This window comes from Pseudomonas sp. LBUM1672, assembly GCF_059695655.1.
Map to the genome: position 1 here is coordinate 5,683,667 of NZ_CP166781.1, position 24,867 is coordinate 5,708,533.

Annotated in this window: 26 protein-coding genes; 11 read left to right on the forward strand and 15 right to left on the reverse strand. The window is 58.2% G+C overall.

Translation table 11 applies throughout. The annotated features are described in order from the left end of the window. Positions 1-56 precede the first annotated feature (56 nt). The 3 genes from ACA053_RS25990 to ACA053_RS26000 all read right to left on the reverse strand — a co-directional run bounded on the left by ACA053_RS25990 (position 57) and on the right by ACA053_RS26000 (position 3,148). A complete protein-coding gene (locus tag ACA053_RS25990) occupies positions 57-815 on the reverse strand; it encodes an alpha/beta hydrolase family protein (RefSeq protein WP_109635233.1) in 759 nt (252 codons plus the stop codon). Beyond that, a complete protein-coding gene (locus tag ACA053_RS25995) occupies positions 805-1,914 on the reverse strand; it encodes a DUF3182 family protein (RefSeq protein WP_497314013.1) in 1,110 nt (369 codons plus the stop codon). Before ACA053_RS25995 ends, ACA053_RS25990 begins: the two co-directional genes overlap by 11 nt. Before the next feature lie 241 nt (positions 1,915-2,155). Then, positions 2,156-3,148, reverse strand: a complete 993-nt coding sequence (locus ACA053_RS26000; protein WP_497394009.1) for a GlxA family transcriptional regulator — start codon at positions 3,146-3,148, stop codon at positions 2,156-2,158. Between the two features lie 104 nt (positions 3,149-3,252). Between ACA053_RS26000 and ACA053_RS26005 the strand changes: the two genes are divergently transcribed. The 10 genes from ACA053_RS26005 to ACA053_RS26050 all read left to right on the forward strand — a co-directional run bounded on the left by ACA053_RS26005 (position 3,253) and on the right by ACA053_RS26050 (position 12,549). Next, complete coding sequence (locus ACA053_RS26005) at positions 3,253-3,807, forward strand: cysteine hydrolase family protein (RefSeq protein ID WP_497394011.1); 555 nt, start codon at positions 3,253-3,255, stop codon at positions 3,805-3,807. Between the two features lie 282 nt (positions 3,808-4,089). Then, positions 4,090-4,671, forward strand: coding sequence for a YjfI family protein (locus tag ACA053_RS26010; RefSeq protein WP_010467297.1), 582 nt, complete (start codon positions 4,090-4,092; stop codon positions 4,669-4,671). A gap of 24 nt (positions 4,672-4,695) precedes the next feature. Further along, on the forward strand, positions 4,696-5,394 hold the full coding sequence (locus ACA053_RS26015) for a PspA/IM30 family protein (protein ID WP_497314019.1): 699 nt from the start codon (positions 4,696-4,698) through the stop codon (positions 5,392-5,394). A gap of 155 nt (positions 5,395-5,549) precedes the next feature. Beyond that, positions 5,550-6,113, forward strand: a complete 564-nt coding sequence (locus tag ACA053_RS26020) for a rhomboid family intramembrane serine protease (RefSeq protein ID WP_497394013.1) — start codon at positions 5,550-5,552, stop codon at positions 6,111-6,113. A 71-nt stretch (positions 6,114-6,184) separates the two neighbouring features. After that, positions 6,185-7,219, forward strand: a complete 1,035-nt coding sequence (locus ACA053_RS26025; RefSeq protein ID WP_109635242.1) for an ion channel — start codon at positions 6,185-6,187, stop codon at positions 7,217-7,219. Further along, positions 7,206-7,883 (forward strand): DUF2491 family protein, encoded by a 678-nt coding sequence (locus tag ACA053_RS26030; protein ID WP_109635244.1) that lies wholly within the window; start codon positions 7,206-7,208, stop codon positions 7,881-7,883. Before ACA053_RS26025 ends, ACA053_RS26030 begins: the two co-directional genes overlap by 14 nt. A 15-nt stretch (positions 7,884-7,898) precedes the next feature. Next, positions 7,899-8,327, forward strand: a complete 429-nt coding sequence (locus ACA053_RS26035) for a DUF350 domain-containing protein (protein WP_109635246.1) — start codon at positions 7,899-7,901, stop codon at positions 8,325-8,327. A gap of 18 nt (positions 8,328-8,345) precedes the next feature. Continuing rightward, the gene (locus ACA053_RS26040) at positions 8,346-9,065 is read left to right on the forward strand and encodes a DUF1190 domain-containing protein (protein WP_109635248.1); all 720 of its coding nucleotides are present in this window, start codon (positions 8,346-8,348) and stop codon (positions 9,063-9,065) included. 12 nt (positions 9,066-9,077) lie between these two features. Continuing rightward, the gene (locus tag ACA053_RS26045; RefSeq protein ID WP_497394014.1) at positions 9,078-10,235 is read left to right on the forward strand and encodes a glutathionylspermidine synthase family protein; all 1,158 of its coding nucleotides are present in this window, start codon (positions 9,078-9,080) and stop codon (positions 10,233-10,235) included. Between the two features lie 109 nt (positions 10,236-10,344). After that, positions 10,345-12,549, forward strand: coding sequence for an OsmC domain/YcaO domain-containing protein (locus tag ACA053_RS26050; protein ID WP_497394015.1), 2,205 nt, complete (start codon positions 10,345-10,347; stop codon positions 12,547-12,549). Positions 12,550-12,622: 73 nt separating this feature from the next. Here the strand turns inward: ACA053_RS26050 and ACA053_RS26055 are convergent, their stop codons facing one another. Continuing rightward, entirely contained in the window at positions 12,623-13,150 is a 528-nt protein-coding gene (locus ACA053_RS26055) for a single-stranded DNA-binding protein (RefSeq protein ID WP_016969466.1), read from the reverse strand. Between the two features lie 9 nt (positions 13,151-13,159). After that, positions 13,160-14,557 carry an MFS transporter gene (locus ACA053_RS26060; RefSeq protein ID WP_497394016.1) on the reverse strand — a complete coding sequence of 466 codons (1,398 nt, stop codon included), beginning with the start codon at positions 14,555-14,557 and terminating at the stop codon, positions 13,160-13,162. A gap of 191 nt (positions 14,558-14,748) precedes the next feature. Between ACA053_RS26060 and uvrA the strand changes: the two genes are divergently transcribed. Continuing rightward, on the forward strand, positions 14,749-17,583 hold the full coding sequence (gene uvrA, locus ACA053_RS26065; protein WP_497394017.1) for an excinuclease ABC subunit UvrA: 2,835 nt from the start codon (positions 14,749-14,751) through the stop codon (positions 17,581-17,583). Between the two features lie 65 nt (positions 17,584-17,648). Here uvrA and bfr read toward each other — a convergent pair whose 3' ends face one another. From bfr to rplO, 10 genes are all read right to left on the reverse strand, one after another. Continuing rightward, positions 17,649-18,113: a bacterioferritin gene (gene bfr / locus ACA053_RS26070; protein ID WP_007943775.1), complete on the reverse strand. Its 465-nt coding sequence runs from the start codon at positions 18,111-18,113 to the stop codon at positions 17,649-17,651. 149 nt (positions 18,114-18,262) lie between these two features. Further along, positions 18,263-19,717: a catalase gene (locus ACA053_RS26075; RefSeq protein ID WP_497394018.1), complete on the reverse strand. Its 1,455-nt coding sequence runs from the start codon at positions 19,715-19,717 to the stop codon at positions 18,263-18,265. Between the two features lie 237 nt (positions 19,718-19,954). Then, on the reverse strand, positions 19,955-20,341 hold the full coding sequence (rplQ, locus tag ACA053_RS26080) for a 50S ribosomal protein L17 (protein WP_008145500.1): 387 nt from the start codon (positions 20,339-20,341) through the stop codon (positions 19,955-19,957). A gap of 42 nt (positions 20,342-20,383) precedes the next feature. After that, positions 20,384-21,385, reverse strand: a complete 1,002-nt coding sequence (locus tag ACA053_RS26085; protein WP_003186012.1) for a DNA-directed RNA polymerase subunit alpha — start codon at positions 21,383-21,385, stop codon at positions 20,384-20,386. Positions 21,386-21,407: 22 nt separating this feature from the next. Beyond that, positions 21,408-22,028 carry a 30S ribosomal protein S4 gene (rpsD, locus tag ACA053_RS26090; protein ID WP_003210056.1) on the reverse strand — a complete coding sequence of 207 codons (621 nt, stop codon included), beginning with the start codon at positions 22,026-22,028 and terminating at the stop codon, positions 21,408-21,410. Positions 22,029-22,046: 18 nt separating this feature from the next. Next, complete coding sequence (gene rpsK, locus ACA053_RS26095) at positions 22,047-22,436, reverse strand: 30S ribosomal protein S11 (RefSeq protein ID WP_002555466.1); 390 nt, start codon at positions 22,434-22,436, stop codon at positions 22,047-22,049. 30 nt (positions 22,437-22,466) lie between these two features. Next, a complete protein-coding gene (gene rpsM, locus ACA053_RS26100; protein WP_003186020.1) occupies positions 22,467-22,823 on the reverse strand; it encodes a 30S ribosomal protein S13 in 357 nt (118 codons plus the stop codon). 130 nt (positions 22,824-22,953) lie between these two features. Next, entirely contained in the window at positions 22,954-23,070 is a 117-nt protein-coding gene (rpmJ, locus tag ACA053_RS26105) for a 50S ribosomal protein L36 (protein WP_002555468.1), read from the reverse strand. 27 nt (positions 23,071-23,097) lie between these two features. Next, positions 23,098-24,426: a preprotein translocase subunit SecY gene (gene secY / locus ACA053_RS26110; protein WP_007896784.1), complete on the reverse strand. Its 1,329-nt coding sequence runs from the start codon at positions 24,424-24,426 to the stop codon at positions 23,098-23,100. Beyond that, on the reverse strand, positions 24,427-24,864 hold the full coding sequence (gene rplO, locus ACA053_RS26115; protein ID WP_007896782.1) for a 50S ribosomal protein L15: 438 nt from the start codon (positions 24,862-24,864) through the stop codon (positions 24,427-24,429). It abuts the gene before it with no gap. Positions 24,865-24,867: the final 3 nt, after the last annotated feature.

A 24,867-nucleotide genomic window follows, 5' to 3' on the forward strand; every position in this document is an offset into this window, starting at 1 on the left:
CACCAGAGACCCTGTGGGAGCGGGCTTGCCCGCGAAGGCGTCCGAAAGATCCCCACTCATTTCGACTGAATAATGCTCAACCGCTCGCCAACCACCATCTCGGTAATCCAGTCCACCAGAATCGACGTATACGCCTGCTGCGAAACCGGTTCGCTCAACGCGTGATCGGCGCCGTCGATGATCCGGTGCGTCAGCGAATGCGTCTGTTGGCACGCGGCGCGGTAGCTCATGATCGTTGCGTGAGGCACGAAGTCGTCGGTCTCGGACTCCACCAGCAGAACATCCCCGGTGAATTGCGAGCACGCATGCAGGGCGCGATTGCTGTCGGCGCGTACCAGCGTGTTGCGGTAATCGCGCAAATCCGCCTTGTCCAGTTCACGCTTGGGCGTGTGCCATTCATCGTCGCGATACAGCGCCGGCACCCGCAGCGCCAGCCAGCGCACCGGGCGCAACGAAGTCAGGATCGAGGCCAGATAACCGCCATAGCTGGTGCCGACCACCGCAATGGCGGAGGTGTCGAGCGCCGGATGGGCGAGCAAGCGGTCGTACGCCGCCAGCAAATCGCGCAGGTTGTCTTCACGGGTGACGCGAGTGAGCGGAATACCGGTGCCGCCGGTGTGCCCGCGCAAGTCGAACGTCAGGCACACGCACCCCAGACCGGCGATGCCTTTGGCCCGTTCCAGATCCCGCTCCTGGCTGCCGCCCCAACCGTGCACAAACAACACGCCGGGGACTTTCGATTTGGGGCTCAGAAATGTCCCGCTCATTTGTTCATCGTCGATGTCGATCTGAATGGTTTCGCTTCTAGCCGTCATAGGATTTGACCGTTACGTACTTGAGAAGAAAGTCACTGTTTTGCGCCGGTCCGCGATACACCTCGATGGCGTCCGCCGGCAGCGGTTGATCGATGTAGGTTTCCACCGAAGACACGCTAATCGCGCGCATTCCGGGGTCGTTGACGAAGCTCTGCAACGCCGCCACTTCGGCACTGCTGGCACCGCCCATGCGCCAGGACTGTTCGAGCACACCGCTTCGCTGTTGGCCATTGCTGTCCAGGCCTTGGGCGATGTCATAGTTGCGGCGCGAGGCATAGAAACCGGGGTAGGCCTCGTCTGCGGCACTGTCGAACACTTGCGCTTGCTGGATCGCCAGGCGCACATCGTCAGGCAGGTCCAGTTTCAGCAGGTCTTCGTAGTAACCCTGCACCACCAGCAGATTGGAACCTCCATAAACCTGCTCGCCCTGACCGTCTTCGGTCAAGTATTGATCGCCGCAATAACTCAGCACCCTGCCGCCGATAAAGCTCTGGCCGACGCTGTGGGTGATCACTTTGTCGAGATCCTGCTCAAGCACCACGCCTTCGTTGAACAGCGCCTTGGCATCGGGACGAGCCAGAACCGCATCGAACTGATCGAGGCTTTTGATCACTTCCTGGCCTCGTCCGGCGCAGGCATGAATCGGCTTGATGCGGATCGGTCCGGTGTAGAGCAAATGCTCAGCCGCCGGTCGCGCATCGTCGAACGAGAACACGCTGAGGCCATCGAGCACCACGCTGCGTACGCGTTCGGAAAACAACGGTGACCAGCCTTCCGGGGCGTGCGCATTTTTGTTGCGCAACCCGTGACTGATGGCTTTGGTGCAGATGAAATCGTGATCGACGTAGCCGCCCCACATATCCTCCGGCCCCGTGACGCCCAATGCCCGGGCGGCAGCGACGCCGACCAGGGTCTGGGTCGGCAAGAGATAAAGATCGCGGCCGTTATGAAGTTCGGGATCGTAGCTGCCACCGAACTTGAGCCCGAGGATTTGCGCCAGCCAACGGGCGAGTGCGCGATTGGTTTCGACTTCGTGCTGGGGCGCCTCGGGGCGGACCGAGTGGGCGACCACCAGTTTCTTGCGGTTTGTTGGGGTCATGCGTCCCCCTTCAATCGGCTTTTGATGAATGTAGTTGAAGGGGTGCAGAGATCAAGCCAAGGGCGGCTGGATCGAAATGGCCTTGAATTCAGTCGGTTGCAGGAATCGTAATGGCACGACGCCTGCTCGATTCTGCACGACGCCCATCGGCGACTCCGGCATTTTGCACGATCCTGGCCTTCAACTGATTCCCTGTGGGAGCGAGCCTGCTCGCTCCCACAGGGAATTGGGGGTGTTACAACTACCGGGTTGCGGCAGTGGGCGTCACGCCGAACCGTGACCGGTAATCACTCGGTGCCAGCCCGGTAATTTTCTTGAACGTCGCCCGGAACGCCCCCGGGTCCTGATAGCCCACGGTCCACGCGATGTGGTCGATGGTGCCGTTGGTGAATTCGAGCATTTCCCGCGCCTTGCCGACCCGCAGGTGCTGGCAATACTCGGTGGGTTTCAAGCCGGTCGCTGCGCGGAAGCGGCGCAGGAACGTGCGTTCTTCCAGCCCCGCCCGCTCGGCCATCGCTGTCAACGACACATCGGTGGCCCCGGTGCTTTGCAGCCAGTGCTGAACCTTGAGAATCGATGCGTCGCCGTGGCTGAGAATCGGTGAAAAGTTGCTGCCACATTCACTCGCGCTGTCGCTGTGCTCCACCACCAGAAAACGCGCAGTGCCGGTGGCGATGCTCGGGCCGAGCAGACGGTCTACCAAACGCAGCCCCAGCTCGGACCAGGCCATCAGCCCGGCGGTGGTGATCAAGTCGCCGTCGTCGACAATGGGCGTATCGGCCTTGAGCTTGATCGCCGGATAACGCTCGGCGAACGTTTTGGCCGAGGTCCAGTGGGTGGTGGCACTGCGGCCGTCGAGCAAACCGCTTTCCGCCAACAGAATCGAGCCCACGCAGATGCCACCGAGCGTCGCGCCCTGCGCATGTTGCTGACGCATCCAGTCGATCAACGCCTGCGGTGCCTGGCCTTCGGAAAACCCTGCGATCGACGGCGGAATCAACACCGCCACCAAGGCGCGGTCCGGCGCTGGATGACTGTCGTAGATCCGCTCCGGCGGCTGCTCGCCATCAACCTGCCAATGGCTGACCCGCAGCAACGGCAACTGCGCAGACTGATGCTCGGCGGCAATCCGGTTGGCCACGCCGAACAGATCGGTCAACCCGTGCACCGCCGCCATCTGCGCGCCGGGATAAATCAGCACGCCGAGTTCGGCGATTGCCCTTTGTGCATCCATTGTCAGTTTTCCCCCTTCTATTGTCGGTGCGGCCAATCCCCTGACGGCCTGCCAGAGCCAATACTTCGTTCCACACCCAACACACACATTTCGAGGAAACAGCCATGGCCAAGCAAGCACTCATCGTAGTCGATATCCAAAACGACTACTTCCCCCAAGGCAAGTGGCCGCTGGTCGGTGCCGATGCTGCCGCCGACAACGCCGTCCGTTTGCTCAAAGCCTTTCGTGATGCTGGTGATTCGGTGGTGCACATCCGTCACGAATTCACCTCTGACGAAGCCCCGTTCTTCACCCCGGGTTCGGAAGGCGCGAAGCTGCACCCCAAAGTCCTGAACCGTGCCGACGAGCCGGTGGTGCTCAAGCACTTCGTCAACTCGTTCCGTGAAACCGAACTCAAATCGATCCTCGACGAGCAAGCCATCAAGGAACTGGTGGTCGTCGGCAGCATGAGCCACATGTGCGTCGATGGCATCACCCGCGCCGCGGCCGATTTTGGCTACACCGTCACCGTCGTCCACGACGCCTGTGCCTCACGCGACCTGGAATTCAACGGCGTCACAGTGCCTGCCGCCCACGTTCACGCTGCCTTCATGTCAGCCCTGGGTTTTGCCTATGCGAACGTGATTTCCACTGACGAATTCCTGGCGGCCAGCCGCTGATCTCTTAACTTATTGATCAACTTCCGAAAAGGGTCCGCCGCGCTTGAGCGCTGCGGGCCCTTTTTGCTGACTGAAAAAAGTAATGCAAAAAATCTCACGCGTGAGCTATTGAGAGTGGCAAAAATTGCCTGTAGTGTTTCCCACGCGTGAGTTTTTCACATCGAGGTCAGCCCCATGAAAAGCAGCTCTCCATCGAGCCCCCCAACCGGGCCCGAGACCGATCCAGCAAGCCGCAAGGGAGAGCGCGCGAAACCGTCCGCGAAAAAACCGTCGAGCTTTTACATGAAGCAGATGCGCGCGGGCCTGGGTGCCGCCGGTTATGTGAAACACGAGACTTGGGTGCTTCCCGAAAACCGAAGCCTGCTCAAGCAGATGGAGAAACAGCTTCGCCAACCGATTCTGGCTGGCTCATTCATGTCGGAGAATTACATGAGCGCAGGTACAAACTGGAACATTGATCGCCTCTTCAGCGCCCTTCAGGCCCTGGACGAAGTGGTTTCGAACGACATCACGCTTTCTCTCGTTCAAGGCTCCGAATCCAGCATCAAGCTGGAAATGAACGATTTCGGTGGCTTGCCGATTTACATCGCGGTGGTGGGCGAGCAGATCATCGTCGATACCGTTCTGGTCGACATCGAGTCTATCAACGACGTGCCGGCCTTCAATGACGCCGTGCTGCGCAGCCGGGAGATGTTCCCGCTGTCCTCGATCGGTATCGAGTCCATGCCGAACGGGCAGATTGTCTACAACATGTTCGGCGCCCTGAGCTCCGACTCCAGCCTGACGAACATCGTGACCGAGGTGAAAACCCTGGTCGATAACGTCCAGCGCGCCAGCGAAGCCTTCGAACGTTTCTTCAATTAATTATTCGGTATCAGGAAATATCCAATGACTCAGTCCATCTGGAGCAAATTGTTCACCGCGCTGCGCGGCGGTGCCAACGAAGTCGGCGAATCGATTGTCGACCAACAGGCCCTGCGCATCCTCGACCAGGAAATCCGCGATGCGGACAGCGCCCTGGCCAACGCCAAGCGTGAACTGGTCACCATCATGGCCAAGCACAAACTGTCGGCTGACCGCGTCAGCGAGTACAACGCCAAGATCAAGGACCTGGAATCCAAGGCCCTGGCCGCGATCCAGGCCAACCGTGAAGACCTCGCCCTGGAAGTGGCCGAAGCCATTTCGACCCTGACCAACGAGCTGGACGTCGAGCAAAAGCAGGCCACTGAATTCGGCGGTTACGCTGAAAACATGCGCAAAGACATCACCAAGGCTGAAAACCGCATCAAAAGCCTGCGCCAGCAAGTGGACATGGCCAAGGCGCGCGAAAGCGTACAGAAAGCCCAGGTCAGTGCTTCGATCGCCAGTGGCGGCGCCAACGGCAAGCTGGAAACCGCTGTCGGTACATTGAACCGTCTGCAGGCCAAGCAGCAGCAACGCGCGGCTGAACTGGAAGCTCAGGACCAACTGGCCGATGCATCGACCGGTACTGACCTGGAACGCAAACTGCGCGACGCCGGCATCACGCCGAACGAAGGCAGCGCCAATGCGATTCTGGAACGCCTGAAGAAAAAATCGGCTGAGTAATCGACTCTCGGGTCGAACGCATAACCTGTGGGAGCTAGCCTGCTAGCGATTGCGGTTTGTCAGACAACATTGATGTCGACTGACACGCCCCCATCGCGAGCAGGCTCGCTCCCACAATAGATTGCGTTTCAGTTTTCAGTGAATCGAGGTCAAGGATGGATGCCCTGAAGGGTTTCAAGACAATCGCAGGCCTGGCGCTCCTCATGGTCGCGTTGCAACTGTTCAACGTCGCGACCGGCTACAGCCTCATGGCCTTCGGCCTGATCCCGAGAACCGTGCACGGTCTGCTCGGCATCATCACCTCGCCTTTCCTGCACGCTTCCTTTGCGCACCTGAGCGCGAACCTGATTGCCTTTTTGATACTGGGCACCCTGGTCATCATCGAAGGACTCAACCGGTTCATTGCGGTCAGCGCGATCATTATTCTGCTGGGCGGCGCACTGGTCTGGCTGTTCGGCTTTGCAGGCATACACATCGGCGCCAGCGGCTGGGTATTCGGACTGTGGGCGTACCTCTTGTCCCGCGCCTGGTTCCACAGGAGCTGGGGCAACCTGATAACGGCCGGCGTCGTTGCCTTGCTCTACGGCGGGCTGATTTTTGGCTTCCTGCCTCGCCAGGGTGTTTCCTTCGAAGGTCACCTGTTTGGTGCACTCGCCGGATTTATTGCAGCCAAGGTACTTTTCTCCGCGCCGCGCAGCAGGTTTAATGCCGCCGGTTGAACGCACTTGCGCATTCAGACGCCGAGGCGATGACGTCGCCAGGAACAAGCACCCACGGAGTCAGGGACGAAATGTCGATTTTCCTTTTACTGCGCATGTATGCCTCGTCCCTCTTCCACCGTTTCGGCTGGGCAGGTCTGGTCATTGCCTTGGGCGTGCACCTGATCACGGCGTATCTGGGCCTGGTGCTCCTGGGCGAACAACACCTCACCGCCCCCGCCACGTTTACTTACTTCTATCTGACCACCACACTCACCGTCGGCTATGGCGATCTCGCGCCACAGACAGCGGCGGGACGGATTTTCGTGGCCACCTGGGTCATGCTCGGGGGCATTGCGCTGCTGACGGCAGCCATCGGCAAAACCACCAGCAGCGTCATTGATGCATGGAGAAAAGGCATGAAGGGCAAAGGCGATTTCACCGGCAAGGTCGGCCATACGGTTCTCATCGGCTGGGAAGGCGCGTCCAGTGAGCGGGTCATTGAATTGTTGCTTCAGGACGAAACCTCGAACGACAACCTGATCGTCATTTGCGATTGCACCCTTGAAGAAAACCCGATGCCGGGCAAAGCCAGCTTCATCAAAGGTGAAAGTCTGTCTTCGGTTGCGTTGCTACTACGCGCTGGCGTTCCCGGTGCCGAACGCGTTCTGGTGCGAACCCATTCAGACGACCTGACCCTGGCCACGGTGCTGGCGGTCAATCAACTGAAGCCTGTCGGGCATGTGGTCGCCCACTTCAATGACAGTGAAGTCGCCGCACTCGCCAGCGCTTATGCGCCGAGTCTGGAATGCACTTCAAGCATGGCCATCGAGATGTTGGTGCGCGCGTCTCAGGATCCGGGCTCGTCAGTGGTCATCAATGAACTGCTGTGCGTGGGTCAAGGCGCCACCCAATACCTGATGAAACTGCCCGAGGCCTTTGAAGCGACGTTTGGCGATCTGTACACACGGATGAAAGAACATCACAACGCCACGCTCATCGGCTATCGCGCCAAGGGCGCCCGACAACCGTCGATCAACCCGCCCGGCGCCACCCGCGTTGAGGGCGGCGAACTCTTCTACATCGCCTCCACTCGCCTCAAGGAAATCTCCAATGGGATGGTTTAAACAGTTGATGGGGCTTGAGGCCCCGAACGCGACGCCAGAGTCGAAATGGACCGCCAACGAAACCCCGCCACCGGCCACCGGCCCATTGGGCCTGGGATTGGGCAAGGGCGTGATGTTCGACACCTCCCTGAGATTGTTGCTCGACGGCAACACCACGGTCACCATCCCGGGCTCCCAGCAGATCTGGAGCAACGGCACCGTCGATCTCGGGCAGTCGACCTGGCTGTCGCGCTATTACATGAACGACGAAGACTACTGGCTGCAGGTACACACCACCGGCGAAATTGCCGGGCAGGTCGAGTCGGTGATCCTGTTCAACTACCTCAGTTACATCACCATCAGCAGTGAAGCGGAGCTGCGCCGATTGGCCGGTCCGCAAAGCCTGATCGGGCTGCCGACCTACACCCATAACGGCGTCGAATACACCCGCGAATGGGGCACCGAGAATGGCCAGACAGAATTGGTGGCGTTGAGCGAACAGCTGAAAAATCCGGAGGAGTCCTACGGCATCGAGCACCGTTCGATGCTGTACGCCCGCGAAACCGGCCTGACCGATCGCAGGGAGTTCCTGCTGTTTTCCGTTGAGGAAGACGCCGAAGGCACCATCAGCTTGAGTACGTCGCTAGGCATCTCGCTGTACACAACCGACCTGAATACGTTTTAAAAAAGGAAGAAGTCCATGCTAGAAGCACTCTCCATCTCCCTGAACAAGGCCGCCGTGTTCGGGTTTGTTTCGTACATCCTTGGCGCCGCGGTATTGTTCGCGCTGTTCCAGTTCATCTACACCCGCATCACCCCGCACAAGGAGTTCGAACTGATCCGTTCGGGCAACGTAGCCGCTGCAATTGCCCTGGGCGGCGCCGTCATCGGCTTCGCCATTCCGGCGAGCAACGTGATTGCGTACTCGATCAGCATCCTCGACTTCGTTGTCTGGGCAGTGATCGCGGCCCTCGTGCAACTGCTGGCGTTTCTGGTCACCAGCCTGGTGCTCAAAGGCACCTCGGAACGCATCAAGAAAGGTGAAATCGCGGCCGGCATCTACGTCGCAGCCGTGGCCATCAGCGTCGGCATGTTGAACGCCGCGTGCATGACCCCTTCCCAGAACTGATTGCGCCCGGAGATCCCGATGAAACGAAGCAAGTACGTTCAGCTTTCGCTGGCAGCGTCGGTCGCCATGGCGATATCCGGCTGCGGACCGACGGAAAAAACCTACGCGGTGCAAAAGAAGTACAACTTCCAGTCCGTTCAGCAGTGCGCCGATGAAAAGCTTCCGGTGGACGTCTGCTCGGACGCCTACATGACGGCCATGGCCGAGCATCGCCGCATTGCGCCGGTGTACGACAGCCAGGCCGATTGCGATGCCGACTTTGTCGCCGACTGGTGCCAGCAGGATTCCGCCGGCAAGTTCATCCCCAAGCTCGGCGGTTTCGAACTGACCGCCGATGGCCAGGTGACGCAATCCCAGGTGGACGCCGCCAAGGCGCAATTACCCGCCTCGGAAACGGCGAACACGGGTGGCTCGGGCTTCTCCACCAGCAGCCTGCTGACCGGCTTGCTGATCGGCAACATGCTGAGCAGCAACCGCAACAGCTACTACTCCGAGCCGGTGTATCGCTATCGCGATGATCGCGGCAGCTACTCGAACTCGACGCTCAGCCAGCGGATTGCCAAGGGCTCGACGTTCACCAAGTCCAATCAGGCGCGGTACGGCAGCAGCAACTACGCCGACTCGGTCCGTTCTTCTACCAGCAAGCCGGTTTCCGTTTCCTCGTCCACCTCCCGTGGCGGCTTCGGCAGCAAGGCCAGCGCACGCAGCGGCTGGGGCGGCGGCGGATCGAGCAGTTAAGGAAACCGGGCCATGAAGAAGATCCAATGCGCAGAACGTCCTGACTGGAAGCAGACGGCCGAGAGTCTCGGCTTTATGTTCCATACCATCGACAACGAACCTTACTGGGACGAGAGCGCGTATTACCAGTTCACGCTCAAGCAGATCGAGAACGATCTCGAAGACCCGACCACCGAGATTCATGAGATGTGCCTGGATCTGGTGGCCCGCGTGGTGCAGAGCGAGGAGTTGCTGGAGCGCCTGAGCATTCCCGCACCATTCTTCGACATGGTCCGCACCTCATGGCTTGAAGGTCACCCGCACCTGTACGGGCGCATGGACTTCTCCTACAACGGCACCGGTCCCGCCAAGTTGCTGGAACTCAACTACGACACGCCGACGAGCCTGTATGAGGCGGCGGCGTTTCAGTGGGGCTGGCTGGAGCAATGCATCGAACGCGGCGTGCTGCCCAAGCATGCCGACCAGTTCAACAGCATCGACACCAAACTGCATCAGGCCTTCGCGCAATTGCAGCTCAAGCAGCCTTTCTACTTCGCCTCGATGAAAGACTCGGTCGAAGACAAGGGCACCACCGATTACCTGCGGCTGGTGGCGGAAAAGGTCGGCATCGAATCACGCCACATCGATATCGAAGACATCGGCCTGACCAGTGACGGACGTTTCGTCGACCTCGAAGAACGCTGGATTCCTCACCTGTTCAAGCTGCACGCCTGGGAGTTCATCTTCCACGAGCCCTTTGGTGCCGCGATTGCCCAGAGTGATACGCAGTTTTTCGAGCCGGCGTGGAAATCCATCATCTCCAACAAAGGCATCCTGCCGCTGTTGTGGGAATTCAACAAAGGTCACCCGAACCTGCTCGCGGCGCACCTGGATGCTGACCCGAACAAAGCAGTGCCGAAGGGCTGGGTGCGCAAGCCGTTCTTCTCGCGGGAAGGCGCCAACATCGAGCTGCAAACCGCTGACGGTCTGATCGTGAAAGAGGACGGCCCCTACACCGATGCGCCGTTTATCCTTCAGGAATTCGCGCCGCTGCCACGTTTTGGCGACAGCTACACGCTGATTGGCTCCTGGGTGATCGGCGATCAGGCGGCGGGGATCGGTGTGCGAGAGGACAACAGCCTGATCACCAAGGATTCGAGTCGCTTCTTGCCGCATCTGATCCTCGACTGACTGCTAAAAAAGGCCCGTTGGGGACATATCACAAGACGCTCGCAAGACTTACAGCTGAAATACCGGATAATGGCGGCCATTCGTCTAGCCGTTATTCTGGTAATCCCCCATGGAAATCAAGGTCAACTTTCTCGACAACCTTCGACTTGAAGCCAAGTTCGATGACTTCACGGTGGTGGCCGATCAACCTATCCGCTACAAGGGCGATGGCTCGGCACCGGGTCCGTTCGACTACTTCCTGGCGTCGTCGGCGTTGTGCGCCGCGTACTTTGTGAAGTTGTACTGCAGCACGCGCAATATCCCCACGGATAACATCCGGCTGTCGCAGAACAACATTGTTGACCCGGAAAACCGTTACAACCAGATTTTCAAGATCCAGGTCGAGTTGCCGGCGGACATCTCCGACAAGGATCGCCAGGGCATCCTGCGCTCCATCGACCGTTGCACCGTGAAAAAAGTGGTGCAGGCCGGGCCGGAGTTTGTGATCGAAGAGGTGGACAACCTCGACGCCGATGCCCAGGCATTGCTGATGCCGGCGTCCAGTTCAGAGGCGAGCACTTACATCGCGGGCAAGGATCTGCCGCTGGAGCAAACCATCGCCAATATGTCGGCCATTCTGGCGGACCTGGGCATGAAGATTGAAATCGCCTCGTGGCGCAATATCGTGCCCAATGTGTGGTCGCTGCATATCCGCGATGCGCACTCGCCGATGTGCTTTACCAACGGCAAGGGTTCGACCAAGGAAAGCGCACTGGCATCGGCGTTGGGCGAGTTTATCGAGCGACTCAACTGCAACTTCTTCTACAACGACCAGTTCTGGGGCGAAGACATCGCCAACGCAGCGTTTGTGCATTACCCGGACGAACGCTGGTTCAAGCCTGGCCGTAAAGATGAACTGCCGACGGAAATCCTCGACGCGTACTGCCTGAAGATTTACAACCGCGACGGCGAGCTGCGCGGCTCCCACCTGATCGACACCAACTCCGGCAATGAAGAGCGCGGCATCTGCTCGCTGCCGTTCGTGCGCCAGTCCGACGGCGAGGTGGTGTATTTCCCGTCCAACCTGATCGAAAACCTGTTCCTGAGCAACGGCATGAGTGCCGGCAACACGCTGGCCGAAGCCCAGGTGCAGTGCCTGTCGGAGATCTTCGAACGCGCGGTCAAACGCGAAATCATCGAAGGTGAATTTGCATTGCCCGATGTGCCGGCCGATGTGCTGGCAAAATACCCCGGTATCCTGGCCGGTATTCAGGCGCTGGAAGAACAGGGTTTCCCCGTATTGGTGAAGGACGCATCCCTGGGCGGTGAATTTCCGGTGATGTGCGTCACGTTGATGAACCCGCGTACTGGCGGTGTGTTCGCCTCGTTCGGCGCGCACCCGAGCCTGGAAGTGGCGCTCGAACGCAGCCTCACCGAATTGCTCCAGGGTCGCAGCTTCGAAGGCCTCAACGATTTGCCCCAGCCGACGTTTGAAGGTCATGCGGTGACCGAGCCGAATAACTTCGTCGAACACTTCATCGACTCCAGCGGCGTGGTGTCGTGGCGCTTCTTCAGCTCCAAGTCCGATTACGAATTCGTGGAGTGGGACTTCTCCGGCCAGGGCGAAAACTCGAACACCGACGAAGCCGCAACGCTGTTCGGCATTCTCGAGGGCATGGGCAAAGAAGCGTACATGGCGGTGTATGAGCACATTGGTGCAACCGCCTGCCGCATCCTGGTGCCGGACTATTCGGAAATCTATCCTGCGGACGATCTGATCTGGGATAACACCAACAAAGCGCTGTTCTTCCGCGCCGATATCCTGAACCTGCATCGCCTGGACGAAGAGGAACTGCAAGCGCTGGTTGAGCGTCTGGTGGAGAGCGAGTTGGACGACTACACCGACATCACTTCCTTGATCGGCATCGAGTTTGACGACAATACGGCCTGGGGTCAGCTGACGATCCTGGAGTTGAAGCTGCTGATCTATCTCGCCTTGCAGCAATATGAAGAGGCGAAAGAGGCCGTGGAAATGTTCCTGCAGTACAACGACAACACCGTTGAGCGCGGCTTGTTCTACCAGGCTGTCAATGTGGTGCTGGAGATGAAGCTGGACGAAGACCTGGAACTGGAAGACTACGAGGCCAATTTCCGTCGGATGTTTGGCAACGAGCGCACGGATGCAGCGATCGGCTCGGTGGACGGCAGCGTGCGTTTCCATGGCTTGACGCCGACCAGCATGAAGCTGGAGGGGCTCGACAGACACCTGCGCCTTATCGAGAGCTACAAAAAACTGCACACCGCGCGGGCCAACGTCACGACGTTATCCCTTTAACAGTGCCCACAAAAAAGCGAAGCCGGATTAATGGCTTCGCTTTTTTTGGTGTCACTTATCGAGTAGCTGCTTCTCAGAACGGGATATCGTCATCAAAGCTGTCGAAATCCGGTGCTGGCTGCGGAGCGGCCTGCTGTGGAGCCGGAGCCTGACGCGACTGTTGCGGTGCCGACTGCTGCGGACGCGGCGCCTGCTGGCGTGGAGCCGGGGCAGACTGCTGATAGTTATTGCCCCCGCCTTGTTGGTCGCCCTGTTGTGGACGGCCGCCGAGCAGTTGCATGGTGCCTTGCATGTCGACCACGATTTCAGTGGTGTAACGCTTGATACCGTCTTTTTCCCACTCGCGGGTCTGCAGCTTGCCTTCGATGTAGACCTGCGAACCTTTACGCAGGTATTCACCGGCGATCTCGGCCACCTTGCCGAACATCGAAACACGGTGCCATTCGGTCTTCTCGACCTTCTGACCGGTTTGCTTGTCGGTCCACTGTTCGCTGGTCGCCAGACTCAGGTTGGTCACGGCGTTACCGTTAGGCAAGTAGCGAACTTCGGGATCCTGGCCGCAAGTGCCGACCAATATGACTTTGTTAACCCCACGGGCCATAACGTTCTCCTAGGCTACGCACGCTGCCTCGGCCGGGTTGTTCACCAGGCGCTCAAGGGTGGTGCGATCCAATAGTTCTGTGTCCAATTTGATGTAAATCGCCGCTTCATCAGCAACGACTACCGCATCTGTTACCCCTACGACGGCCTTCAGGCGCTCAACCAGACCCGCTTCCCGGATCGCCTCGGGCGACAACGGCAAGCGCAGGCTCGTGACATAAGGTGGTTCGCGCATGGTAACAGCAAAGGCCAGCCAGAGGGCAGCCAGGCCGGCGCATCCGAGGAATACAACCGACAAACCGCCATGCTGGAAAAGCCAACCGCCGAGGATCCCGCCCAGCGCCGAACCGAGGAATTGGCTGGTGGAATAAACCCCCATCGCCGTGCCTTTGCCGCCTGCCGGTGAAACCTTGCTGATCAGCGATGGCAACGAAGCTTCGAGCAAGTTGAACGCGGTAAAGAACACCACCGTCCCGATCACCAGAGCTCGCAGGCTATCGCCGAACTGCCAGAAGAATAGCTCAGTGAGCATCAGCGTCAGCACCGCGCCCAATAAAACTCGTTTCATTTTGCGTTTCTTCTCGCCGTAGATAATGAACGGGATCATGGCGAAGAAGGAGATCAGCAGCGCGGTCAGGTAGACCCACCAGTGCTGCTCTTTGGGCAACCCGGCTTTTTCGACCAGGGCCAGGGGCAAGGCAACGAAGCTCGACATCAACATCGCGTGCAACACAAAAATGCCCAGGTCCAGGCGCAACAGGTCCGGATGCTTGAGCGTCGGGATCAGCGCCGAACGCGCGACGCCGGATTCACGGTGCTGCAACGGGCCGGTGGAACGCGGCACCATGAACATCACAATCACAATGCCGAACAGCGCCATGCCACCCGTGGCGAAGAATAACCCGGACAGACCGAAGGCGCGGGTCAGCAACGGTCCTACCACCATGGCGACAGCGAACGACAGACCAATCGTCATGCCGATCATGGCCATGGCTTTGGTCCGATGCTGTTCCCGGGTCAGGTCTGACAGCAGCGCCATCACCGCAGCGGAAATCGCCCCGGCGCCTTGCAGGATCCGTCCGGCGATGACGCCCCAGATCGAATCGGCATTGGCCGCCAGCACGCTGCCGAGGGCGAAGATGATCAGCCCGAGGTAAATAACCGGACGGCGGCCGATGCGGTCGGAAATGAAGCCGAAAGGAATCTGGAAAATCGCCTGGGTCAGGCCGTAAGCGCCAATCGCCAGCCCGATGAGGGCCGGGGTCGCCCCTGCCAGATCCATCCCATAGGTCGCCAGTACCGGCAACACCATGAACATGCCAAGCATACGGAAGGCGAACACCAGGGCCAGACCGCTTGCTGCGCGCGTCTCACTGCCACTCATGCGTTCGCTGTGGGGATCGTGCATGGAAAAACCTCATGTGAACCGGCGGCGATTCTACCAGTCCCATCGATTGACGGGGTATATCGCGACGCTTTGACGCGCTCCGCTGACAGACTCTTCATGTAAGACACAAATCCGCTCGTTTGATAGTGTGCATCCATCCAGTATTTGGCCGTATACTCCTACGTTTTCGACGCCCGCCAAGCGAGGCCACTTTGGACAAGATCCTGATTCGTGGGGCCCGAACCCACAACCTGAAGAACATCGACCTGACCCTGCCACGGGACAAACTGATCGTCATCACCGGCCTGTCCGGATCCGGCAAATCGTCCCTGGCGTTTGACACGCTGTACGCCGAAGGCCAGCGCCGCTACGTCGAATCGCTGTCGGCCTATGCCCGGCAGTTTTTGTCGATGATGGAAAAGCCTGACGTCGACACCATCGAAGGTTTGTCGCCAGCCATTTCCATCGAACAGAAGTCGACCTCGCACAACCCGCGCTCGACGGTCGGCACCATCACCGAAATCTACGACTACCTGCGCCTGCTTTACGCACGCGTGGGTATTCCGCGCTGCCCGGATCACGACATTCCGCTGGAAGCGCAGACCGTCAGCCAGATGGTCGACCTCGTCCTCGCCCAGCCGGAGGGCAGCAAGCTGATGCTGTTGGCCCCGGTGATTCGCGAGCGTAAAGGCGAGCATCTGTCGGTCTTCGAAGAACTGCGTGCCCAGGGTTTTGTCCGGGCGCGGGTCAACGGCCGGCTCTGCGAGCTGGACGAGTTGCCGAAGCTGGATAAACAGAAGAAGCACTCGATCGATGTCGTGGTTGACCGCTTCAAGGTTCGCGCCGACCTGCAACAGCGCCTGGCCGAGTCGTTCGAGACCGCACTGAAGCTGGCGGACGGCATTGCGCTGGTAGCGCCGATGGACGACGAGCCCGGCGAAGAGATCATCTTCTCCGCGCGCTTCGCCTGCCCGATCTGCGGTCATGCCATTAGCGAACTCGAACCCAAGCTGTTCTCCTTCAACAACCCGGCGGGCGCTTGCCCGACGTGCGATGGACTGGGGGTCAAGCAGTTCTTCGACATCAAGCGCCTGGTGAACGGCGAGCTGACGCTGGCCGAGGGCGCGATTCGCGGCTGGGACAGGCGTAACGTCTATTACTTCCAGATGCTCGGGTCGCTGGCCTCACACTACAAGTTCAGCCTCGAAGTGCCGTTCAACGACCTGCCGGCCGATCAGCAGAAATTCATCCTGCACGGCAGCGGTTCGCAAAACGTCGACTTCAAATACCTGAACGACCGCGGCGACATCGTCAAACGCTCGCACCCGTTCGAAGGCATCGTGCCGAACCTCGAACGCCGCTACCGCGAAACCGAGTCGGCTTCGGTGCGTGAAGAGCTGGCCAAGTTCCTCAGCACCCAGCATTGCCCGGATTGCCGCGGCACGCGCCTGCGTCGTGAGGCGCGGCACGTCTGGGTGGGCGAGAAGACGCTGCCGGCGGTGACCAATCTGCCGATTGGCGATGCGTGTGAATATTTCGGCGGATTGAAGCTGACCGGCCGCCGCGGAGAAATTGCCGACAAGATCCTCAAGGAAATCCGCGAGCGCCTGCAGTTCCTGGTCAACGTGGGTCTCGACTATCTTTCACTGGACCGCAGTGCCGACACCTTGTCCGGCGGTGAAGCTCAGCGGATTCGTCTGGCCAGTCAGATTGGCGCCGGCCTTGTGGGGGTTCTGTACATTCTCGATGAGCCGTCGATCGGCCTGCATCAACGTGATAACGATCGGTTGCTCGGCACGCTCAAGCACCTGCGTGACATCGGCAACACAGTGATCGTGGTCGAACACGACGAAGATGCCATTCGCCTCGCGGACTATGTGGTCGACATTGGGCCGGGCGCGGGTGTCCACGGTGGGCATATTGTCGCCGAAGGTACGCCGGCCGAGGTCATGGCTCACCCTGATTCGTTGACCGGCAAGTATCTGTCGGGCCGGGTGAAGATTGCGGTTCCAGCCAAACGCACACCGCGTAACAAGAAGTTGTCGCTGTCCCTCAAGGGCGCTCGCGGCAACAACTTGCGCAATGTCGACCTGGACATTCCGATTGGTCTGTTGACGTGCGTCACCGGTGTGTCCGGCTCGGGCAAGTCGACGCTCATCAACAACACGCTGTTTCCCTTGAGCGCCACGGCACTCAATGGCGCAACGACGCTTGAGGCTGCCGCTCACGACAGCATCAAGGGCCTGGAGCATCTGGATAAGGTCGTCGACATCGACCAGAGCCCGATCGGCCGTACGCCGCGCTCCAACCCGGCGACCTACACCGGGCTGTTCACGCCGATTCGTGAATTGTTCGCGGGCGTGCCGGAATCTCGCTCCCGTGGTTACGGCCCAGGCCGCTTCTCCTTCAACGTGAAGGGCGGACGCTGCGAAGCGTGTCAGGGCGATGGCCTGATCAAGGTGGAAATGCACTTCCTGCCGGACATCTATGTCCCGTGCGACGTCTGCAAGAGCAAGCGCTACAACCGCGAAACCCTTGAGATCAAGTACAAGGGCAAGAGCATCCACGAAACCCTCGAGATGACCATCGAGGAAGCGCGAGTGTTCTTTGATGCGGTTCCGGCACTGGCGCGCAAGCTTCAGACGTTGATGGACGTGGGCCTGTCCTACATCAAGCTGGGACAATCGGCGACGACGCTGTCGGGAGGTGAAGCCCAGCGGGTGAAACTGTCCCGCGAGCTGTCCAAGCGCGATACCGGCAAGACCCTGTACATCCTCGATGAGCCGACCACCGGCCTGCACTTCGCGGATATTCAGCAACTGCTGGATGTGCTGCATCGACTGCGCGACCACGGCAACACAGTGGTAGTCATCGAGCACAACCTGGATGTGATCAAGACGGCTGACTGGCTGGTGGACCTGGGGCCGGAAGGCGGCTCCAAGGGCGGACAGATCATTGCTGTCGGTACCCCGGAAGAAGTGTCGGAGATGAAGCAGTCTCACACCGGCTTCTACCTCAAGCCGCTGCTGGCTCGCGACAAGGCCTGAATCACAGCCATGAAAAAGCCCCTGTCACTTTGTCGGTGACAGGGGCTTTTTTGTATCCGGTGGAATCAGGCGTGCGACTGCAGGTAGTTCTCGAGACCGATCAACTTGATCAGACCCATCTGCTTTTCAAGCCAGTAGGTGTGGTCTTCTTCGGTGTCATGCAATTGAACACGCAGCATCTCGCGGCTGACATAGTCCTTGTGCTGCTCGCAGAGCTTGATGCCCTTGCAAAGTGCGGCGCGGACTTTGTATTCCAGGCGCAGATCGGCGGCGAGCATGTCAGGCACCGTGGTACCCACATCCAGATCGTCCGGACGCATGCGCGGCGTACCTTCCAGCATCAGGATGCGGCGCATCAGGGCATCGGCGTGCCCTGCTTCTTCTTCCATCTCGTGGTTGATTCGTTCGTAGAGCTTGGTGAAACCCCAGTCCTCATACATCCGCGAATGGACGAAATATTGATCACGCGCCGCCAGTTCGCCGGTGAGCAACGTGTTGAGGTAATCGATTACATCTGGGTGGCCTTGCATCGCCCTACATCTCCCTGCTTGAAAGTCTGTAGTTTGAACCAAGGCGACTGTTTGGTCACTCCGTTCGCGCGATAAAAGCGAAGATATTCTGAGAAAAGCAGTTCAAATAACGCAAAAACCGCCCAAATGAGGGCGGTTCTGCTTCTCGTTTAGACTTCGTTAAGCTGTACGTTGAGTGCCTTTGCGATTGCTTCTCCATACGCCGGGTCAGCCTTGTAGAAATGCTGCAACTGGCGATCAACCACATCACTGGAAACACCAGCCATCGCGCCGGCAATGTTGCTGACCAACAGAGTTTTCTGCTCGTCATTCATGAGTCGGAAAAGTGCACCGGCGTGGCTGTAGTAGTCGGTGTCTTCGCGATGATCGTAACGGTCAGCGGCGCCGCTCAATGCCAAAGCCGGCTCAGCGTAGCGCGGCGCTTGTTTTGGCGAATCGACATAGCTGTTCGGCTCATAGTTTGGTGCCGCACCGCCATTGCTGCCGAACGCCATCGAACCATCGCGCTGATAGCTATTCACCGGACTGCGAGGCGCGTTCACGGGCAGTTGCTGATGGTTGGTGCCAATGCGGTAGCGGTGCGCGTCGGCGTAAGCGAACACGCGGCCCTGGAGCATGCGATCCGGCGAAAGACCGACACCCGGGACCATGTTGCTCGGACCGAACGCCGCCTGCTCGACTTCGGCGAAGTAGTTCTGCGGATTGCGGTTGAGCTCCAGTTCGCCCACTTCAATCAGCGGAAACTCTTTCTGCGACCAGGTTTTGGTCACGTCGAACGGATTTTCGTAGTGCGCTGCGGCCTGGGCCTCGGTCATGATCTGGATGCACACGCGCCATTTCGGGAAGTCACCGCGCTCAATCGCTCCGAACAGGTCACGCTGCGCGTAATCCGGATCGGTACCGGCCAGGCGTGCTGCATCTGCAGGCGCCAGGTTCTTGATCCCTTGCTTGGTCTTGTAGTGCCACTTCACCCAATGCCGCTCGCCATTGGCGTTGATCAGGCTGTAGGTGTGGCTGCCGAAGCCGTGCATGTGACGATAGCCGTCAGGAATGCCACGGTCGGAAAACAGAATGGTGACCTGGTGCAGCGCCTCAGGCGAGTGCGACCAGAAGTCCCACATCATCTGCGCGCTTTTCAGGTTGCTTTGCGGCAGACGTTTTTGGGTGTGGATAAAGTCGGGGAATTTCAGCGGATCACGGATGAAGAACACGGGCGTGTTGTTGCCGACGATGTCCCAGTTACCTTCTTCGGTGTAGAACTTCAAGGCAAAGCCACGTGGGTCGCGCTCAGTATCCGCCGAACCACGTTCGCCACCTACCGTGGAAAACCGCAGGAACGTCGGGGTTTGCTTGCCGACCGATTCAAACAGTTTGGCGCTGGTGTATTGGGTGATGTCGCGAGTTACGGTAAACGTACCGTAAGCACCCGAGCCTTTGGCGTGTACACGACGCTCAGGGATGTTTTCACGGTTGAAGTGGGCAAGCTTCTCGATCAGGTGGAAGTCGTCGAGCAGCAGCGGGCCACGAGGGCCGGCGGAACGGGAATTCTGGTTGTCGGCGACAGGAGCGCCGCTGGCGGTGGTCAGCGTCTTACTTTGACTCATGCGATCTCTTCCTCTGTCAGTCTTTAACTGCCGGCTATCGGCTGAGAGGGAGTATTGATCACGAACGTTACACTGACTAATTCATTAACTCGCGATCATCAATAGAAAATTACTAATACTCCCCCTTTCGGAGGCTGACAATATTAGTAATGTGCAGGCATGGACAATCAGACATAGGTTTATTTCAGGCACAAAAAACCGGGCACTAGGCCCGGTTTTTCGTTTCAGACTGACGTCTTACTCAGCGGATACAGCTTCACCACCGGCAGGACGGTCAACCAACTCGACGTACGCCATAGGCGCGTTGTCGCCAGTGCGGAAACCGCACTTGAGGATGCGCAGGTAGCCACCCTCACGGGTAGCGTAACGCTTGCCCAGGTCGTTGAAGAGCTTACCAACGATAGCCTTCGAACGAGTACGGTCGAAAGCCAGACGGCGGTTAGCCAGGCTGTCTGTCTTGGCCAAAGTGATCAGCGGCTCAGCAACGCGACGCAGTTCTTTAGCTTTCGGCAGTGTAGTTTTGATCAGCTCGTGCTCGAACAGCGACACTGCCATGTTTTGAAACATGGCCTTGCGGTGCGAGCTAGTGCGGCTCAGGTGACGACCACTTTTACGATGACGCATGGTTCATTCCTTACCAAACACAACGTTCGGTGATTACGACGATCAGGCAGTCGCCTTGTCGTCCTTCTTAAGACTTGCAGGCGGCCAGTTGTCGAGGCGCATGCCGAGGGACAGACCGCGGGAGGCCAGAACGTCCTTGATTTCAGTCAAGGATTTCTTGCCAAGGTTCGGAGTCTTCAACAGCTCTACTTCGGTACGCTGAATCAGGTCACCGATGTAGTAGATGTTTTCCGCCTTAAGGCAGTTAGCCGAACGTACAGTCAGTTCCAGATCGTCAACCGGGCGAAGCAGGATCGGATCGATCTCGTCTTCCTGCTCAACAACCACTGGCTCACTGTCACCTTTGAGGTCGACGAACGCAGCCAACTGCTGTTGCAGAATGGTTGCAGCGCGGCGAATAGCCTCTTCAGGATCCAAGGTACCGTTGGTTTCCAGATCAATAACCAGCTTGTCCAGGTTAGTACGCTGCTCGACACGGGCGTTTTCCACCACGTATGCGATACGGCGAACCGGGCTGAACGAAGAGTCAAGCTGCAAGCGACCGATGCTGCGGCTTTCGTCTTCATCGCTCTGACGCGAGTCTGCCGGTTCATAACCACGACCACGAGCTACGGTGAGCTTCATGTTCAGGGCGCCGTTAGACGCCAGGTTAGCGATTACGTGATCGGGGTTAACGATCTCGACATCATGATCCAGCTGAATATCGGCAGCGGTAACCACCCCCGAACCCTTCTTCGACAAGGTCAGCGTAACTTCGTCACGACCGTGCAGCTTGATAGCCAGACCTTTAAGGTTCAACAGGATTTCAATTACGTCTTCCTGTACGCCTTCGATGGCGCTGTACTCATGGAGCACACCGTCAATCTCGGCCTCGACTACTGCACAGCCGGGCATTGAGGACAACAGGATGCGTCGCAGCGCGTTGCCCAGGGTGTGGCCGAAACCACGCTCGAGAGGCTCGAGAGTGATCTTGGCGCGGGTTGGACTGACAACCTGCACATCAATATGGCGGGGTGTCAGGAACTCATTTACCGAAATCTGCATGGATGCACCTATTTTCTAGCCCTTACTTGGAGTAGAGCTCGACAATCAGGCTTTCGTTGATGTCGGCGGACAGATCACTGCGAGCAGGAACGTTCTTGAAAACGCCCGACTTCTTCTCAGTGTCTACTTCTACCCATTCTACGCGGCCACGTTGGGCACACAGATCGAGAGCTTGGACAATGCGAAGTTGGTTCTTTGCTTTCTCGCGAATCGCGACCACGTCACCAGCACGAACCTGGTAGGACGGTACGTTTACGGTCTGACCGTTAACGCTGACGGATTTGTGCGATACCAGCTGACGGGATTCGGCACGAGTAGAGCCAAAACCCATACGGTATACAACGTTGTCCAGACGGCATTCGAGCAGTTGCAGCAGGTTTTCACCGGTTGCACCTTTCTTGCCAGCAGCTTCTTTGTAGTAGCCGCTGAATTGACGCTCGAGAACGCCGTAGATACGACGGACCTTCTGCTTTTCACGCAGTTGGGTGCCGTAATCGGACTGGCGACCGCGGCGTTGGCCGTGGATACCAGGTGCTGCTTCGATGTTGCACTTCGATTCGATCGCGCGCACGCCGCTCTTCAGAAAGAGATCGGTGCCTTCGCGACGAGCGAGTTTGCATTTTGGACCAATGTAACGAGCCATTCTTTACAATCTCCTGGATTACACGCGGCGCTTCTTCGGCGGACGGCACCCGTTGTGCGGGATTGGCGTCACGTCGGTGATGCTGGCGATCTTGTAGCCACAGCCGTTCAAAGCGCGGACTGCAGATTCACGACCTGGGCCTGGACCTTTGACGTTAACGTCGAGGTTTTTCAGACCGTATTCCAGCGCAGCTTGACCAGCACGTTCAGCAGCTACTTGAGCAGCAAACGGGGTGGACTTGCGGGAACCGCGGAAACCCGAACCACCGGAGGTAGCCCAGGAAAGAGCGTTGCCTTGACGGTCGGTGATGGTCACGATTGTGTTGTTAAAAGAAGCATGGATGTGGGCAATGCCATCAACCACTGTCTTTTTAACTTTTTTACGAGGACGAGCAGCAGGTTTAGCCATGATTAATTTCCTGTCGATTCGCTGGGGCGATTACTTGCGGATCGGCTTACGCGGACCTTTACGGGTACGCGCGTTAGTCTTGGTACGCTGACCGCGCACTGGAAGACCACGACGATGACGCAGACCGCGATAGCAACCGAGGTCCATCAAACGCTTGATTTTCATGTTGATTTCGCGACGCAGGTCACCTTCAGTGGTGAACTTCGCCACTTCGCCACGCAGCTGTTCAATCTGCTCGTCGCTCAGATCCTTGATCTTTGCGGCTGGGTTTACCCCAGTCACTGCACAGATCTTCTGCGCAGTAGTGCGACCAACACCATAGATGTAGGTCAGCGAGATAACAGTATGCTTGTTATCTGGAATGTTAACGCCTGCAATACGGGCCATTCAGTGGGACTCCAATTGACAGCTACCTACGCCCCGGAAGCCAAGAAATAGGGCGCGAGATAATATCGCTGTAATAACAAATAATCAACCCGGTAGCGCACTAGCTACCGGGCTTGAAGCACAATCACAGTCAGCCTTGGCGCTGTTTGTGACGCGGTTCCGCGCTGCAAATTACTCGAACAACACCTTCGCGGCGAATAATCTTGCAGTTACGGCACAGCTTTTTCACCGATGCACGAACTTTCATCACCAACTCCTCGAACCTTATGGGTACTCAGCGCAACATGCCGCTGCCGTAACCCTTCAGGTTGGCTTTCTTCATCAGGGATTCGTACTGGTGCGAAACGAGGTGCGATTGTACTTGGGACATGAAGTCCATCACAACCACGACGACGATCAGCAACGAGGTCCCGCCAAGGTAGAACGGAACGTTTGCTGCAACCACCAGGAACTGGGGCAACAGGCATACGGCCGTCATATATAGAGCACCGAACAGGGTCAAACGAGTCAGAACGCCATCAATGTAGCGCGCAGACTGCTCACCTGGACGGATGCCCGGAATAAAGGCACCGGACTTCTTCAGGTTTTCCGCTACGTCTTTCGGATTGAACATCAACGCCGTATAGAAGAAGCAGAAGAAAATAATCCCTGCACTAAACAGCAGAATATTCAACGGCTGACCAGGAGCGATCGACTGCGAGATATCCTGCAGCCAGCCCATACCTTCAGACTGACCAAACCAGGTACCCAACGAAGCCGGGAACAGCAAAATGCTGCTCGCGAAAATGGCCGGAATAACACCGGCCATGTTCACCTTCAACGGCAAGTGGCTAGTCTGCGCAGCAAAGACCTTACGGCCCTGCTGACGCTTGGCGTAATGAACAGCAATACGACGCTGACCACGCTCAATGAACACCACGAAACCGATAATCGCTACTGCCAGCAAACCGATGGCAACCAGGGCAAAAATGTTTATATCACCCTGACGCGCAGACTCGAAAGACTGCCCGATCGCTCTCGGAAGACCGGCGACGATACCTGCGAAAATCAACATCGAGATACCGTTGCCAACACCACGCTCAGTAATCTGCTCACCCAGCCACATCATGAACATCGCACCAGCCACAAACGTGGATACTGCGACGAAATGGAAGCCAAAGTCACCAGTGAACGCAACGCCCTGCCCTGCCAGACCAATGGACATGCCAATTGCCTGAACGAGAGCGAGGACGACAGTGCCGTAGCGGGTGTACTGAGCAATCTTGCGACGCCCAGCTTCACCTTCCTTCTTCAACTGTTCCAGCTGCGGGCTGACGGCTGTCATCAGTTGCATGATGATCGATGCCGAGATGTACGGCATGATCCCCAGTGCAAAGATGCTCATCCGCTCCAGCGCACCGCCGGAAAACATGTTGAACAAGCTAAGAATGGTCCCCTCATTCTGTCGAAACAGGTCCGCGAGTCGGTCCGGGTTGATACCTGGAACCGGGATGTGTGCGCCTATTCGGTAGACGATAATCGCCAAGAACAGAAAACGCAGACGAGCCCAGAGTTCAGACATACCGCCTTTGCCGAGCGCAGAGAGAGCACCTTGCTTAGCCATTTATTCCTCGAACTTGCCGCCAGCTGCTTCGATAGCCGCACGCGCACCTTTGGTGGCGCCGATTCCCTTTCCGATGGTAACAGCGCGAGTAACTTCGCCGGACAGCATGATTTTCACACGCTGTACGTTGACGTTGATCACGTTGGCATCTTTCAGAGACTGCACAGTGACGATGTCGCCTTCCACTTTAGCCAGCTCGGACAAACGCACTTCTGCGCGATCCATGGCTTTCAGGGAAACGAAACCGAACTTCGGCAGGCGACGATGCAGCGGCTGTTGACCGCCTTCAAAGCCTGGAGCAATGGTGCCACCGGAGCGGGAGGACTGACCTTTGTGGCCACGGCCACCGGTCTTGCCCAAACCACTACCGATACCACGGCCCGGACGATGCTTTTCGCGACGGGAACCCGGCGCTGGACTCAGATCATTGAGTTTCATCGA

Coding starts and splice junctions, on each gene's coding strand:
- ACA053_RS26015 (WP_497314019.1), top strand. CDS start 4,696: ATGACTCAGTCCATCTGGAGCAAATTGTTCACCGCGCTGCGCGGCGGT.
- ACA053_RS26005 (WP_497394011.1), top strand. CDS start 3,253: ATGGCCAAGCAAGCACTCATCGTAGTCGATATCCAAAACGACTACTTC.
- ACA053_RS26045 (WP_497394014.1), top strand. CDS start 9,078: ATGAAGAAGATCCAATGCGCAGAACGTCCTGACTGGAAGCAGACGGCC.
- ACA053_RS26085 (WP_003186012.1), bottom strand. CDS start 21,385: ATGCAGATTTCGGTAAATGAGTTCCTGACACCCCGCCATATTGATGTG.
- rpsK (WP_002555466.1), bottom strand. CDS start 22,436: ATGGCTAAACCTGCTGCTCGTCCTCGTAAAAAAGTTAAAAAGACAGTG.
- rpsM (WP_003186020.1), bottom strand. CDS start 22,823: ATGGCCCGTATTGCAGGCGTTAACATTCCAGATAACAAGCATACTGTT.
- ACA053_RS26025 (WP_109635242.1), top strand. CDS start 6,185: ATGTCGATTTTCCTTTTACTGCGCATGTATGCCTCGTCCCTCTTCCAC.
- rplO (WP_007896782.1), bottom strand. CDS start 24,864: ATGAAACTCAATGATCTGAGTCCAGCGCCGGGTTCCCGTCGCGAAAAG.
- ACA053_RS25990 (WP_109635233.1), bottom strand. CDS start 815: ATGACGGCTAGAAGCGAAACCATTCAGATCGACATCGACGATGAACAA.
- rplQ (WP_008145500.1), bottom strand. CDS start 20,341: ATGCGTCATCGTAAAAGTGGTCGTCACCTGAGCCGCACTAGCTCGCAC.
- ACA053_RS26075 (WP_497394018.1), bottom strand. CDS start 19,717: ATGAGTCAAAGTAAGACGCTGACCACCGCCAGCGGCGCTCCTGTCGCC.
- ACA053_RS26050 (WP_497394015.1), top strand. CDS start 10,345: ATGGAAATCAAGGTCAACTTTCTCGACAACCTTCGACTTGAAGCCAAG.
- ACA053_RS26030 (WP_109635244.1), top strand. CDS start 7,206: ATGGGATGGTTTAAACAGTTGATGGGGCTTGAGGCCCCGAACGCGACG.
- ACA053_RS26040 (WP_109635248.1), top strand. CDS start 8,346: ATGAAACGAAGCAAGTACGTTCAGCTTTCGCTGGCAGCGTCGGTCGCC.
- rpmJ (WP_002555468.1), bottom strand. CDS start 23,070: ATGAAAGTTCGTGCATCGGTGAAAAAGCTGTGCCGTAACTGCAAGATT.
- secY (WP_007896784.1), bottom strand. CDS start 24,426: ATGGCTAAGCAAGGTGCTCTCTCTGCGCTCGGCAAAGGCGGTATGTCT.
- ACA053_RS26000 (WP_497394009.1), bottom strand. CDS start 3,148: ATGGATGCACAAAGGGCAATCGCCGAACTCGGCGTGCTGATTTATCCC.
- rpsD (WP_003210056.1), bottom strand. CDS start 22,028: ATGGCTCGTTACATTGGTCCAAAATGCAAACTCGCTCGTCGCGAAGGC.
- ACA053_RS26060 (WP_497394016.1), bottom strand. CDS start 14,557: ATGCACGATCCCCACAGCGAACGCATGAGTGGCAGTGAGACGCGCGCA.
- ACA053_RS25995 (WP_497314013.1), bottom strand. CDS start 1,914: ATGACCCCAACAAACCGCAAGAAACTGGTGGTCGCCCACTCGGTCCGC.
- ACA053_RS26055 (WP_016969466.1), bottom strand. CDS start 13,150: ATGGCCCGTGGGGTTAACAAAGTCATATTGGTCGGCACTTGCGGCCAG.
- bfr (WP_007943775.1), bottom strand. CDS start 18,113: ATGCAAGGCCACCCAGATGTAATCGATTACCTCAACACGTTGCTCACC.
- ACA053_RS26010 (WP_010467297.1), top strand. CDS start 4,090: ATGAAGCAGATGCGCGCGGGCCTGGGTGCCGCCGGTTATGTGAAACAC.
- ACA053_RS26035 (WP_109635246.1), top strand. CDS start 7,899: ATGCTAGAAGCACTCTCCATCTCCCTGAACAAGGCCGCCGTGTTCGGG.
- ACA053_RS26020 (WP_497394013.1), top strand. CDS start 5,550: ATGGATGCCCTGAAGGGTTTCAAGACAATCGCAGGCCTGGCGCTCCTC.